Origin of the sequence: Paenibacillus paridis (assembly GCF_006345825.1) — a bacterium.
Lineage (GTDB): Bacteria > Bacillota > Bacilli > Paenibacillales > Paenibacillaceae > Pristimantibacillus > Pristimantibacillus paridis.
The window spans coordinates 17,929-32,232 of the sequence record NZ_VCIX01000087.1; the positions used below are offsets into that span (position 1 = coordinate 17,929).

Annotated in this window: 6 protein-coding genes; 2 read left to right on the top strand and 4 right to left on the bottom strand. The window is 52.5% G+C overall.

Annotation, left to right across the window (positions count from 1 at the left end; genetic code table 11):
- The first annotated feature begins 420 nt into the window (after window positions 1–420).
- Both FJQ58_RS15645 and FJQ58_RS15650 read left to right on the top strand, forming a co-directional pair.
- On the top strand, window positions 421–888 hold the full coding sequence (locus FJQ58_RS15645) for a MarR family winged helix-turn-helix transcriptional regulator (protein ID WP_139995035.1): 468 nt from the start codon (window positions 421–423) through the stop codon (window positions 886–888).
- Between the two features lie 180 nt (window positions 889–1,068).
- A complete protein-coding gene (locus FJQ58_RS15650; protein ID WP_139995037.1) occupies window positions 1,069–1,890 on the top strand; it encodes an NAD(P)H-binding protein in 822 nt (273 codons plus the stop codon).
- Window positions 1,891–1,991: 101 nt separating this feature from the next.
- Here the strand turns inward: FJQ58_RS15650 and FJQ58_RS32955 are convergent, their stop codons facing one another.
- The 4 genes from FJQ58_RS32955 to galA all read right to left on the bottom strand — a co-directional run bounded on the left by FJQ58_RS32955 (window position 1,992) and on the right by galA (window position 14,113).
- The gene (locus tag FJQ58_RS32955; protein ID WP_238404084.1) at window positions 1,992–5,663 is read right to left on the bottom strand and encodes an NPCBM/NEW2 domain-containing protein; all 3,672 of its coding nucleotides are present in this window, start codon (window positions 5,661–5,663) and stop codon (window positions 1,992–1,994) included.
- Between the two features lie 318 nt (window positions 5,664–5,981).
- Window positions 5,982–9,092, bottom strand: a complete 3,111-nt coding sequence (locus FJQ58_RS15675; protein WP_139995039.1) for an S-layer homology domain-containing protein — start codon at window positions 9,090–9,092, stop codon at window positions 5,982–5,984.
- 340 nt (window positions 9,093–9,432) lie between these two features.
- Window positions 9,433–11,694: a YyaL domain-containing protein gene (locus FJQ58_RS15680; RefSeq protein WP_139995041.1), complete on the bottom strand. Its 2,262-nt coding sequence runs from the start codon at window positions 11,692–11,694 to the stop codon at window positions 9,433–9,435.
- Window positions 11,687–14,113 (bottom strand): beta-galactosidase GalA, encoded by a 2,427-nt coding sequence (gene galA, locus FJQ58_RS15685; protein WP_139995043.1) that lies wholly within the window; start codon window positions 14,111–14,113, stop codon window positions 11,687–11,689. The genes FJQ58_RS15680 and galA overlap by 8 nt, the downstream gene beginning before the upstream one ends.
- Between the last annotated feature and the right edge of the window lie 191 nt (window positions 14,114–14,304).

A 14,304-nucleotide genomic window follows, 5' to 3' on the forward strand; every position in this document is an offset into this window, starting at 1 on the left:
GGTTGAACGAAAGAAATGCAGTTTAAGCGAAGTAAGAAAAGTGTTCTGGAGAAGTGATGCGCTTGCGTTTGTAGCTGGACTCTTCCCTTTTAATGTCTTAGTCATTCATAGAATCTGGTTATAGCTGTGACCCTAAAGAATGTTCGACTCGCGCAGCGACCAAAACGAGAGACTTTAGTTCATCTTATATCATTCAAATCGATGGAAATCATGAGCTCGATGAATACAGAGCTCTCCCCCCCTCTCTCTCACGAATTCTTGTCATGTTGATATCGCATCTACGAGGAATGAGATTATTAATCGAATAATAAATCCTCATCAGCAGCACCCGAAAACTACTTTAATTTGACAGAAGTCCTTTGGCTGTAGTACATTCATTTTAGTTAAGGACTTAACTATATAACGGCGGTGACTCCTGATATGGACTTTACAGAGGAAACAAAGAACGAGCTTCAAGCCTACGTGCTCGAATTGCCCCTGCATACGAAGGTTTTTTTCTCTTTGGTGGAAGCAACAGCAAGATTAGTCGACGTTTCGGAGAAATATTGGCAATCCAAAGGTCAAAACGGCGCCCGGATTCGGCTTCTCGTGGAGATTATGAAGGAAGGCGGAACCATTCTCCCCTCCATGCTTGCCAAAAAAATAGGCGTGACCAAATCCAATATTACGCTTCTGCTTACTCCGCTCGAGAGTGAAGGACTCATTCGCAGAGCCAGCCACCCGCAGGACGGCCGAAAAACGATTATTTCCATTACCACGGAAGGACAGAGCCTTTTGCTTCAGCATTTGCCCGAGAACCGCCAAGGCATTACGGACAAGATGAGCAAGCTTAGCGAGCAAGAATTGAACCAGTTATTTACGTTACTAAAGAAGCTTAATCATCCGTGATGCGGCTTTTCGTTCATTTAGTTAAGTCCTTAACTACTTACCAAAACAAATAAATAGATAGGTTTATGTTCATCGTCTTGAGTTGCGCACTTAACCACTCACTTATTCACTCCTACTTTTCACCGCAGCACCTACATGAGAGCAGGAGCATTTACAGAAAAGAAGAAAGGATGAATAGTTATGTCCATTGCCATTACAGGCGCCACTGGCCAATTAGGCCGTTTAATTCTGAAAGAGCTTATGCACAGCCAGCCTGCGGAGGGCATCATCGCCTGCGTTCGCGACCTTGAGCAAGGGAGTGTTTTTGAAGAACAGGGGATTCAGGTACGGTTTTGCGATTATGACCAGCCGGAATCCCTTGAGCAGGCTTTTGCCGGCGTTTCCAAGCTCCTCCTCATCTCAAGCTCCAACTCAGATGATGCCGTCCGCTTGCGACAGCACAAGCAAGTCATCGACGCAGCCAACCAAGCAAGCGTGGCCCAACTCCTCTATACCAGCTTTGCGTTCATTCGAGATAACGCGGATATTCCGTCTAACGTACATTCGTCAACGGAGCACGCTATTCAAGCCACTGGCATTCCTTATACCTTTCTTCGAAATGCGCTGTATACCGATTTCGTTGGCGTGCTTGGCCTAAATGAAGCCGTTGCTGCTGGAGAGCTTCGTTATCTTCCGGGAGACTGGACCTTCAACAGCGTGACGCGACAGGATCTTGCAGGGGCGGCAGCGAAAGTGCTTATTCGGCAAGGGGACGATCATGTGAATAACATTTACGAGCTTGCAGCTCCGCAGGGTTGGACCTTCCCAGATTTGGCCGCTGCCCTCCAGACGCTAACCGGAAAGTCTATTTCCCTTCGGCCCGATCCCGAAATTCAAAACTGGATATATGGCTTTTTAAGAAAAATCGATACCGCATCCACCTCTAATGATTTAATAAAATTAACAGGCCGGCCTCTTATTCCATTGGCAGAAGCCATTAAACCTTTTATTACATTAAAATAACCACTATCCTCACGCCACCTCTACAAAGGATAGAAAAAAGAGCGGAATGCCGCGCCCTATAGCGCCAGTCATTCCGCTCTTTTCCTCTTGCCTGATGATTTTTAGCTTAAAAACAACCGCTCATTCGGTACAATCTGCTTCGCTTGCGAAGCGCTTGACCAAGAAAGGCGGGCATGCGCGTTTCCGCCGTTCTCCAAATATTCCATCTTAATGTCGTATTTCACGCCCGCGGTCAACGAGATCGTCGCGCTGAGCTCGCCGTTCATCGATTGCCACTGGGTAATCAGCTGCTGGCCGTTCACCCACAAGCGCACGCCATCATCCGTATGCGTATAGAACGTGTAGGTTTCCGTATACTGCGGTTGAACTTTGCCTGTCCAGCGTATCGTAAACCATTCGCCAGGCACGTTCACTGTAGGACGGTCGCCGCCCCAATCGAAATCGATGGTAGCATCTACCCGCTCCATCTCCAGGCTGCCAAAGTTACCGGCATAATATTGGCCAAGCAGGCCATTGCCCGTTCCTCCCCCGCCAGGAGCAGCATTCGTTGTAACATTAAGCGCAGTACTTGCCGCGGATAAGTTGTTAGCCGCATCTTTAGCTTTGACGGTAAAGCTGTAAGCTGTACTCGCTGTCAGGCCTGAAACAGTAAACGAAGTAGCTGCTGAGCCGGTAGTCGACCCGGCCAGACTTGCACCGTTGTAAATGTTGTAGCCCGTCACGCCTACATTATCGGTGGAAGCGCTCCAAGAAAGATTGACGCTTGTATCCGTCTTGCTTGGCGATGCCAAATTGGCTGGCGCGCTTGGCGGAGTCGTATCTGCCGGAGCAGCATTCGTCGTCACGCTTAGCACTCCGCTCGCGGCCGACAAATTGTTGGCCGCATCCTTCGCCTTCACGGTGAAGCTATAGGCAGTGCTCGCGGTTAAGCCGGTTACCGTATACGAGGTCGAGCTTGCCCCCGTTGTCGTCCCTGCCAAATTGCTGCCGTTATAAATGTTGTACCCGGTTACGCCCACATTATCGGTGGAAGCGCTCCAGGTCAAATTGACGCTCGTTGCCGTTTTGCTTGGGGATGCCAAGTTAGCAGGCGCGCTCGGCGCGACGGTATCGCCCGGATTCGGATTCCCGCCTGAGGAGGAGGATAACCTTGCGCCCGCCCAATCGGCATGATCATACCCGGTGCCATCGCCCGCATCGCCGACAACAAGCTTAAGGACGCTAACGCCTGTGACGTTTAGATCGATGGACTTGGTGGCTGTATCGGCGTTCATTACACCGCTCTCATAAGCTTTTACGCCATCGAGCCAAACCTCGAACGTCACGGTACCGTTATTGATGGCCAACACTTCGTCATCCACACCAACATCGGATTGGAAGCGATAATAATTGCCGTTTAAATTATAGAAAATTTCCGAATTTGCATGTGTACCGATTCCCTTCGCATAAGTCGTCCCGTTCAGCGTGATCGTGCGCTGCTCGTTGCTCTTATCCTTCTGCACATTGCCCCATCCGGTCGTTGCCGAGGACCACGTCAAATCGCTTAAATAGGTGGTAACGGCTGGCGGATTCGTTGTCACGCTAACAACCGTGCTTGCGGCTGACAAGTTGCCCGCGGCATCCTTCGCTTTCACCGTAAAGCTGTACGCCGTGCTTGGCGTCAAGCCCGTGACCGTAAAGCTTGTTGAAGCTGCTCCCGTTGTCGTTCCGGCAAGCACGCCACCGCGGTAAACTTCATAGCCGGTGACCGCCAAATTGTCGGTGGATGGCGACCAAGTCAAGCTGACGCTCACATCCGTATGGGATGGAGAGGCCAGATTAGCGGGTACGGTAGGTGCCGTCGTATCCGGCGCGTTCGTCGTCACATTCAGCGTATTGCTGGCTGTGGACAAATTACCGGCGGCATCCTTCGCTTTCACCGTGAAGCTGTAAGCCGTGCTTGGCGTCAAGCCGGTCACGTTGAACGCTGTGCTGCTAGCGCCAGCGGTCGTGCCAATGAGCGTTCCGCCGCGGTAAATTTCGTAGCCGACGACCCCAACATTATCCGTCGATGCCGACCAGGTCAGATTAACCGAAACGTCGGTCTTTGAAGGCGAAGCCAGACTTGCTGGCGCCGCTGGCGCCTGCGTATCCGGCGGGCCCGCATTAACCGTAACAGTCTGCTCCTTCAAGCCCGCTCTTCCTTCGTTGTCCCATACGACGAGCGTGACGCGGAAAGTGCCCGCCTTCTGATACGTATAGGTCGGGCTTACCGCCGTGCTTGGTACGCCTTCACCGAAATCCCATAAATTTTCGGCAATCGTGCCGTTATCCGTTGAAGAGTTCGTAAACGTCACGGATGAGCCCAATTGAACGGTAAGCGGCGCGCTGAAGTTCGCCACTGGCTTCGGATTCGAAAAGCCGCGACTGGTTAACTGCGTATTCGTACCGTTGCCGCTGACCGTATTGCCGCTCCATTCTAGATTGGCGGCACTCGCAGGATACTGGTCAATCGACTCGCCCGTGTTTCCTGTAATCGTATTATTAATGAAGCTAAGACGGTCGACGCCCGAAGCGGTCGTAATCTCAATGCCTTTGCGGCCATTGTTAATAATCTGGTTGCTGTCGAAGGTCAGATTTTGCGAGTTGCCATGAATGCGAATCGCATTTCCTCCATACCCGGCATAGGCTGCCTGCGGATTGTCGCGCGGCCCGTCCTTGAACGTGTTTTTGTAAAAATATTGATACTGCTCCGTTTGGCCCGTGCCCTCGCCTTGCAGCTGCATGCCCCACATCACCATATTTTGAATCGTATTGTAGCCCCAATACTGATAGCCGGTTCCGGGCGATTGCTGCATCCCGACCTGCTGGCCTCCATCGACGAGGTTGCCCGTCGTTACGCCATGCTCCACCATTACTTCAAGTCCCATATATCCGACCGATCCATCCGTCGCCTTAACAACGTTATTGCGGACGGCAATATACTTCGATCTGACCGCGCTAATCCAGTGATCAACATAGTTGTCTTCGATTAACGAATAATCACAGTCCGTATGGAGCTCGATGCCAAGCCCTTCCGTATGATGGCCCGTACCGGTAATGTTGTTGCCCCTTACCTCCACATATCGGCAGCCATCATTGGCGAAAATACCGCCCCGGCCCGTATCATGAATGGTATTGTTCAAAATTTTCGCGCCATCCGAGCCCCAGCCTGTCCGCACCGCGCCGCCCCAGGCGGAGTTAACGCCGATGTTCGTAATGATATTGTCGCTAACCTCGATATTCGGCGAACCGATTGCGTATAGCGCAAATGGTCCAAAGCCTGCGGAAGCGGTAAAATCCTTGACACGCAAATGGCGCATTTTGTTATTGCTGCCGCCTTCCGATACGACAGCCGAGAGAATCGAGCTGTTGCTGTTCCCATCGAGCGTTAGATCGGAAATTTCCACATTCGATAGATTATAGAAGCTGAACATTCGCTCCTGCCCGGTGGAGGTAGATTTAATGATCGTTGTATCGCGGCTTTCGCCTTTGATGCTGACGCCTGACTTGCCGGTAACCGCTCCGCTTAAATAATAAGTACCAGCCGGGATATATACCGTATCTCCGGAAACAGCCGCATTGATTGCGCTCTGAAACGCTGCTTTGTCATCCGCTCCGTCGGAACCGCTCGCCCCGTAAGCGGTTACATTAATACTCGCAGCAAATGCTCCTGGCAGCGGAATAGCTGGCAGCAGTAAAGCCATGGACAAGGTTACGCTAAACAGCTTGGCCTTCAAGGATTTCATCTTCATGATCGAACATCCTCTCCTTTATGCTATAATTTGCGATTCAATTCCGAACAAGCCGTTTAATCGCATCCATCATCCCCTCTCGCTTTCATAGGCACAGCAAGGAATCACTCCTGCATCTCTGCTCTCTCATCATGACAAATAGCATGATCAATTGAAACTGTACAATAAGCCAAAGCCTGCATTCACCGGCTATATTTTTTACGGATTACTGCAATAAAGGTTCATGCCGATTGGCCGGCAATACACTCAACCACCACCGCTTACAATGATTACCAAGGAGTCCCGCCCCAAGCCGCTGGAACGGGATTGCTCCATTTTCTAGTTCACGGCATTTACAATCGCTGCGATAACCATCGCCGCTTCTGCTCGCGTTAACGAAGCCTGCGGATCAAATTCGCCGCCAGCCCGTCCTTTAAGAATGCCTTGCTGCGCTAATGCGGCTGCCGATTGCCGTGCCCATTCCGGAATCGCGGAACTATCCGTGAACGTCGGCGCTCCGTCCTCTGTATCAGCAGTTCCGCGCGCTTTGGCGATAATGACAGCCATTTCCGCCCGGCTGATCGTTGCTTGAGGCCGGAAGCTGCCGTCCCCGTAACCGCTGATTAAACCAGCTTGCGCGGCTTGCGCAACCGCTTGCTCCGCCCATAAGCCAATCAAGTTCCGGTCGGAGAACTCCGGCAGCTTCACTGCTTCGGCTTCCGGCCCTCCAGCACCCAAAGCATGCATAAGCATAACGATGAATTCGGCCCGCGTCACTTCCCGCTTTGGCTCAAATGCCGCAGGGCTAGTTCCTTGAACGATCAGCTTGGAAGCCAGTTCACTGATCGTAGCATATGCCCAGTGCGTTTTAGGGACATCCTGAAACGTTCGGCTAACCTCAAGCGCAGCGTATTTGCTGAAATGGTAGGCAACTCCGCTTACTTCCCCATTTGCCGCTGCCCCTCCCGCATAAGTAAGCTTTCCGTTATCTGCAATCTCGTAAATGCCAGCCGTGCTTTGGTTTCCTGCAGCTTCTGCCTTCACACGTAGACCAATTGGACTTATGAATGCCGGAAGCGAGAGCAGCTGTCCGTCCGCTTTGCGAAGCGATAGCGTAAAGTCATAAACGAAACCGAGAGCTTTAATAGAGAGAGAATCCGTCTCTTCCGCTTTTGCCAACAATGCTTCCTCTTCCGAAGCCGTGAGAATTTGGACATTCAGCACGATGCTGCCGCCCTTGACGCCCGCTTGATCGGTAAGCTCTGCCAGCTGCTTAAGCGTTGCTGACGGAATCGTTACCGCGATCGCGTCCCATTTCAGCTCAAGCTGTCGGTCGGTGAGTGCCTCTCCCGCATCCGCAGGCAGACTGATTTTGTTAACTCCGCCCTTAACCGCAATGACCACCTTGTCGCCGCTGCCCGGCTGGACGAGTTCCTCACGTGTAATCGTTTGTTCGCCTGCTGTGGATGAACCTGGAACACTTGTAGCGCTTGGTCCGCTTGGCGTTGTCGGGATTGAGCTGTTTGTCGTTACTTTAAGCGCAATGCTTGGAGCAGATACGTGGCCAGCTGCGTCCTTAGCCACCACCGTAAAGCTATAGGCCGTACCCGGATTCAAACCGATTACTAGGTAAGCCGTTTCGCCGGAAGCTGTTCCCGCCAACCGTGTACCTTCATACACCTCATAACCGGCTACGCCAACATTGTCAGTGGCGGCCGTCCAAGACAGACCGACGCTCGTTTCCGACTTCGATGTGACGGTAAGACCGCTTGGCGCGCTCGGCGCTTCAGCATCGGCGCCTTGTACCCGGATGGTCTGCTCCTTCAAGCTCGCTCTCCCTAAATCACTCCACACGACTAGCGTAACGCGGTAGTCGCCCGGCTCGCTGTACGTATAGGAGGGATTGATCTCGGTCGAAGGCAGGCCGTCTCCAAAGTCCCATAAGTTTTCGACGATGGTTCCTCCGTTACCGTTTGATCCATTGCTAAAATGTACCGGCTGTCCCGCTTCTGCCACTAGTGGCGCTTCGAATTCAGCCGTCGGTTTCGGATCGGCGAAGCCGCGCGATTCAAGCTGCGTGTCCGTTCCGTTCCCGCTAACCGTATTGCCCGACCATTCCAGATCTACAGCTGCATCCGGATAGGTTTCAATCGTCGGGCCTGCATTTCCGGTAATTATATTATTAATAAAGCTGATCCGGTCTACGCCTGCGGCTCCCGTAATATCTATCGCTTTGCCGCCGTTATCGCGAATCACATTGCTGTCGAACGTAATGTTCCGGGAACTCCCATGGATGCGCAAGCCGTAGCCGTCATAGCCCGGGTAGGCAACGGAAGGATGGCCGGTTTGCGTCTGCTGGAAAATATTTTTGTAAAAATATTGATTTTGCTCGATCTCTCCCGTACCTTCGCCCTGCAGCTGCATCCCCCACATCACCAGATTTTGAATCGTGTTGTAGCCCCAATATTGATATCCGGTGCCCGGCGATTGCTGCATGCCAACCTGCTGGCCGCCATCCACCAAATTATCGGATGTTACGGAATGGTTGGACATAATTTCGAGGCCCATCCCTTTAACCGTATCACCAGAGGTTTGAATAGTATTGCGGCGAATCGCGTTATACTCTGAGCGTACGACGCTCAGCCAATGATCAACCTGATTATCCTCAACGAGCGAATGATTGACATTCGTATGAAGCTCAATGGAGAGGCCGTGTTCCTTATGGCCCGATCCGGTTACAATGTTATGACGAACGACTGCACCCTCAACCCCATCATTGAGAAAAATGCCCCCGCGTCCCGTATCCGCAATGGTATTGCGAAGGATGACCGGATAATTCGAATCATAGCCGACCCGCATGCCAGCTCCCCATGTCGAGTTGAGACCCATATTCGAAAATTCATTATCCGTAATGACCACATTGTCCGTATGTGCAACGAGAATGCCGAACGGACCGAATCCTTCTTCCCTTGTCATATTAATAATCCGGTTATGATGCAGCTGATGGCCGCCGCTACCTGCGGCGAGCGTATCGTCAGCCGTAATGCCGCCATCCGCGTTCGCATTGCCGTTTCCGTCAAGCGTGATCTGGGACACTTCAACCCGGCTCCTGCCATTAAGCGATAGGAGGTAACCCACCGAGTCGCCTGTATATTTTATAATCGTTGTATCTCGGCTCTCCCCCGCAAGTTTAACATCTGATTTGCTTTCGATGGAGTCGGACACGAAATACGTTCCCGCAGGGATATAGACGGTTTCTCCCGCTGAAGCGCTGTCTATGGCAGCTTGAATGCCGGCTAAATCATCATGTCCATCTGTACCATCCGCACCGAAAGCGATTACATTAATGACGGACGCAAACACGGCAGGCATGGGCAGAGCCGGCAGCAGCAAAGCCGCGGAGCAGACTAAGCATATGACCTTTTTGTTTAATTTTTTCCCTGATATCATTTATAATCCTCCCTTGTCTCTCTTGCATTCATTTCTTCTGAATGGCTGCGTCTGAGCTGGAATGCTGGTACGCGCTTTGCAGGCTTCTTTCCCTTAGATGCCCCCTATCCTCCTTTCACCATAAGGTACCTTTGGACCGACCTGAAGCTGTTGTCTGGCAGCTAACTAGAGCATGACGGGTCAAACTGCAAAAACAAAGTGTACAATCCGGCAATTCATGTATAGTCCAGCTGTACATTTTTCGAATAACCGTAAAGGCTTACGCTCGCCTGCTTATGCAAAACGGCTGCTGCCGTCATCTGAGGCAAAGCAGCCGTTCCACTTCCTTTAACCATTGGTTTTATAAAATGACATAAACCGTCTCGCCGGCAGCAATCGCTATCCGCTGCCAGCTCGATGATGCACACGACCCCAGCGGAAGCTCTGCCTCGCTTTGATCTTCCATCAACAGCTTGACGCTCGCCGGGAAAATGCCGGGGTTGCTAATGGAGAGCATTCGCCTACCGTCCGCAGCGGACTCTACGCGGCACTCGACTTGATCGATGGCCGTCACGCGTCCACTCGTTTTATTTACATAAATGCCAGGAAGCTCGGCATAGGTCAGCATAAGCGAAACCTCGCACCAGCAGGAGTAGGGGATGACCTCGCCTACGTAAGCTTTGCCTTCCCAATCGCTCATATTGACCCGCTCGCTCATATACCCCGGTGGCATATCATAGCCGTCCCAGCCTTTAACCGGGCGATCCTCGCGAGATAAATATTGCGGCAGATGGCCTGCGATTTCACGCAAGAGCTCCAAATAGATCTCCTTGCCCGTGGCACGGTACAACTTTAATAAGGAATCGCCGGACAACGTGCAAATGCCTGGCGCGCTGTGTTTGTTTTGGACATTGGCAATAACCGAGCCGCTTGTGCGGATGCCCAGCCGCTCAAAGGTCGAGCCTGCCGGGAAGCGAAAATCGTAGGAGACGCACCAGCTCATCGCTTGCAGCGCCGCCTCTTCCGCCCGCTTGATCCATGCACGATTGCCGCTTGTCTCATACAGCACCATGTAGGATTCCAGCAAGGCAAATGCCGACTCGCTGTCCGGACATTGCAGGATCTCGCCTGGCCCGCCTGTCGTTACGCCGATCGCAGTGAAGTGATTATAATAATATAGAGCAGAAGCCTCGGCGATATCAGAATACGCTGGATCTGCGAAATACTGCCCGCAAAGGGCAAGACCGGCAGGCGCCATCGCTGCCCCCGCTGAATTGCCAATTAAAATATCTCCCGTTTCGTTGTGCACCCATTGGCCGAATTGCCCATATTTCCGCCATAGCCTGACGAAGGCGTCTGCAAGCTTTCTCGTGCCCTCCAGCCATGGCTCTGGAATGACGAATGCGGGATTCCCCTGCTCCAAAGCGATAAAATGCTTCAAAATAAAATACAAGGCGTCAGCACTCTTGCGAACAATATGCCATTGCTCGGGATAGGGACGGTCTGGGGCATCGTTGAATTCATCTCCAAACCATTGCCCGTTGTAGCATACGCCATGGAAGAAACCCGACGGCGTCTGGCTTCCGAACATAAAGCGGAGAGTATCTAGCGAGCGGCTAACCGACAGCTCCGTGCCTTCCTGCAGCAGAGCCAGACTGGACATTCCGCCTCCGACCCAGCCCACTTGCCAATCCTGATGCTTCATATCTATCGTTCCAACCGCATAGTACCCCAGTGGAGCATTCCAATTCAGCTCGTTATACTTTTTCTCTTGAATGTCCCAAGCTGCGGAGAATGGCAAGCTCGGTGCCAAGCTGACCGCTTTCTGGCCTTGGCGCCGCACCTCGGCAAATTTCTCAAATAGCGCCAGCACGCTTTCGCAAGGAAACCGATAGACGCGGCAGGTCAAAACCACTGAATCTCCCGGCTTAAAATCATAGCTCTTGTCTGTGCTTGGCACCTTGGTCGTTGCCATTTCATATTTCAGGGCTGGTCTGACACCAGGCGCCTGGAAGGAGATTCGTGCCGTGCTTCGGTCCCCGTTCTCCTCCAGATGCATTGACGTATCGCCAAGAGCTGTCCCTTGCTCCGTGACGAATAGCCAGCCGATCGCGTTCTTCTCATCCACAAAGCCGATAGCGGGTGTAGCCGCATCGCCAGTCAGCAGATGGAAGGCGGAAGGAGCTCCCTCATCGATCGAAAGACGCGGAACGTCGGTGATGAGCGTCGGCACATCCGCTCCATGATCACTAAGCCTCGTCCAGCAGGGGGCGTAGGAAAGCTCTCTAACGCCGAACCGATTGCCAGCATAGACGGCTCCGGGGACGAGCACATAATGTTGAACAGACCAATCGCTGACCTGAAAGGACAGATTAACTGTTGACTGCTCTGATACTCCCACAGAATAGAACTCAGCAGCGAGCAGCTGCCCCTCCTTGGCATCAATTTCTCCTGATTTGGTGACTCGGACAGACCACTGCGCGCCTTCTGCCGTGCTGGCATGACCGCTCATTCCGTCCCAGCTTACTTCACAGCTCTGGATGGGATCGGCTTGATTGTATCTGGTAATATAAGCACCAAGTTCTATGCCTGCTGCTCCGAGCGGAAAAGTCGACCTAGACATAACGTTCCTCTCCCTCCCCAAGCAGGGCAGCTTCTTCCATGAAAGCACCAGCTGCAGGGTGGGCTTCCATTGTTAAAACCGCTGGCAGCAATCCGGCCGCTGCCGCTTTAACGGTAATGCCGCCTCCCTCCGATCCTGCTTGCACTAAGGCAAGCGCATGCCCGTTGAACGCTCTGCGGCTGCTCGCCCGATCCGATTCATGGCTGCTCGGATTGCCGTTTCCTACTCCAAGCAGCAGGCCCGCGCCTTCAACGCAAAAGCTCACTTCCGTATCCGCATAAGGCACAACATACCCTCGCATGTCTACGATGCTCACCCGGATAGCAGCAATGTCCGCCCCGTCTGCCGCAATCGACAACCGGTCTGCTTCCAGAAAAATGGCATGAGGCTTCCCGGACGTTATTCTTTTCGTCTCGGCTGTCACCTCGCCCTGATTGCGCCCAATGGCTTTAAGCTCACCTGGCTCATAGGGGACTTGCCATTCGAGACTGGACATGGGCTGAACTTTCCGCTGGCCCAGCGAGCGTCCGTTCAAAATCAGCTCAATCGTATCGCAGTTGGTATAAACCATGACACGGATAGGTTCTCCTTCCCGCCCTGGCCAATTCCAATGCGGCAGCAAATGAACAAGCGGCTCGTCTCGCCACAATGCTCTCATGAAATAATAGACGTCCTTCGGAAAACCGCATGAATCCATCATCCCAAAATGCGAGCCGATGCAAGGCCACTCATAAGGCGTCGGCTCTCCCCGATAATCAAAACCCGTCCACAGGAAAACGCCGGTCAGGAACGGATGCTGAATGACATCCGACCATGACCTCTCCGGGCTGCAGCCCCATGAAGGGATGCTCGTTCCGTAAGCGGAGCAGTAGCCCTTAACCGGATCATCCTCATAAATGCCCCTTGTCGTCGTAAAGCTCGCCGATTCACTTCCAATGATGAGCCGGTCCGGATTTTTGCTGCGCCCATCAAGGTCTGCCCCCCGATGCCCGTAGTTGTAGCCTACAATATCGACAGCCTCGGCATATCCGCCGCTGCTCCAGCCATGGTTCATGGCCGCCATCGTGGGCCGGGTCGGGTCGAGCTTCCTTGTCAGCTTTGACATCGTTTTCAAAATGCGCGCCCCCATGACGGTCCCTTCAAGCACCTCCTCGTTCTCCAGGCTCCACAGAATAACCGACGGATGATTGCGGTCGCGAATGACCATGCGGCTTAGCTCCTCCAGTCCTCTTGGACTGCTGTCGAGCTTCCTGTTCTCGTTCATCACAAGCATGCCCATTCTGTCGCATAGGTCCAGAAGCGCTGGCGATGGAGGATGATGGGCGCTGCGGTAAGCATTGCAGCCCATTTCCTTCAGCAGCTTCAGCTTGTAGGCGATAAGCGCATCCGGCATCGCCACGCCTACACCGGCAAAATCCTGATGGTTGCTGGTGCCTTTAATCGGATACGGGCTGCCGTTTAGCACAAATCCCCGATCCGCATCAAATAACAGGCTGCGAATGCCAAAGGTCGTTTCATAACGATCTAATAATTGATTATTTTCATACACTTCCGATATCGCGATATACAAGAAAGGCTGCTCGGGCGACCAAAGTCTCGGAGTCTCTACAATCAGCTCCTGCTCGATCACCTTCTCCCCGATATCGACTACCTTTGATTGCATAACAAGCGCGCCAATCTCGCATCCGCTCTCGCTTTTCTTGATAAAGGTCCGCAATTCAAATGGCCGCTCTAGCTCTTCTTTATTGCTGATTCGAGTCTCGATTCGGAGGGTTGCCTGTTCATCTGAGAGATTTGATGCGGCAATAAAGGTGCCCGAATCCGCAACCTGCAGCGAATTCGTCGATTGCAGCCAGACATGCCGATAGATCCCGCTCCCTTCGTACCACCAGCCCTCAAAATCAGTAGCGTCTACTTTAACGAGAATGACATTTTCACCCTCCGTTCCATAACGGAGAACATCAGAAATATCATAGGAGAAGCTTGTATAACCGCCAAAGCGTTCCCCGATTAAATGCCCGTTCACCCAAACCGTGCTTCTTCCCGTTACACCGTCAAACTGCAAGGCAATCGTTCTTCCAAGCTCCCCTGCGGGCATAGCAAACCGCTTGCGGTAAAAGCCGATGCCCGTAGGCAAATAGCCATGGCTGCCTGCCCGGGAGCCCAGCTCGGGATCATTGACGTATTGCTCATCGAGGCACCAGTCATGCGGCAGCCGAACGGGGCTCCAGCCGTCTTGCACCTGCTGTGCCTCTTTGTCTACATAGGCAATGTTGAGCCATTCCCCTTCCTCTCGCTGCGCGCAGTCTGTCAGCCCGCCGGTCATTCCGCCCTTTACCGCGTAGGGAATCGGAATATCCCCTTTATGAAATAACCATCCCTGATCAAAATTGTCCCTGCTTCTGCCTGATGCCGACATGCCTTCCGCCTCCTTATGTTAGCTTTAGCTTTCTTCTTTATCGTTGGAAAACGATGGATCGAAGGTAAAGTTAACATGGCAGCCAAGAGCAGTCTACTGTGAAAATAACGATTAAGTGTACTTTATTTGAAAGCCCTTGCATCCTTTGCATCAATGGTTTTATAACTAAATTGTACAGTAGATAGAGGGAG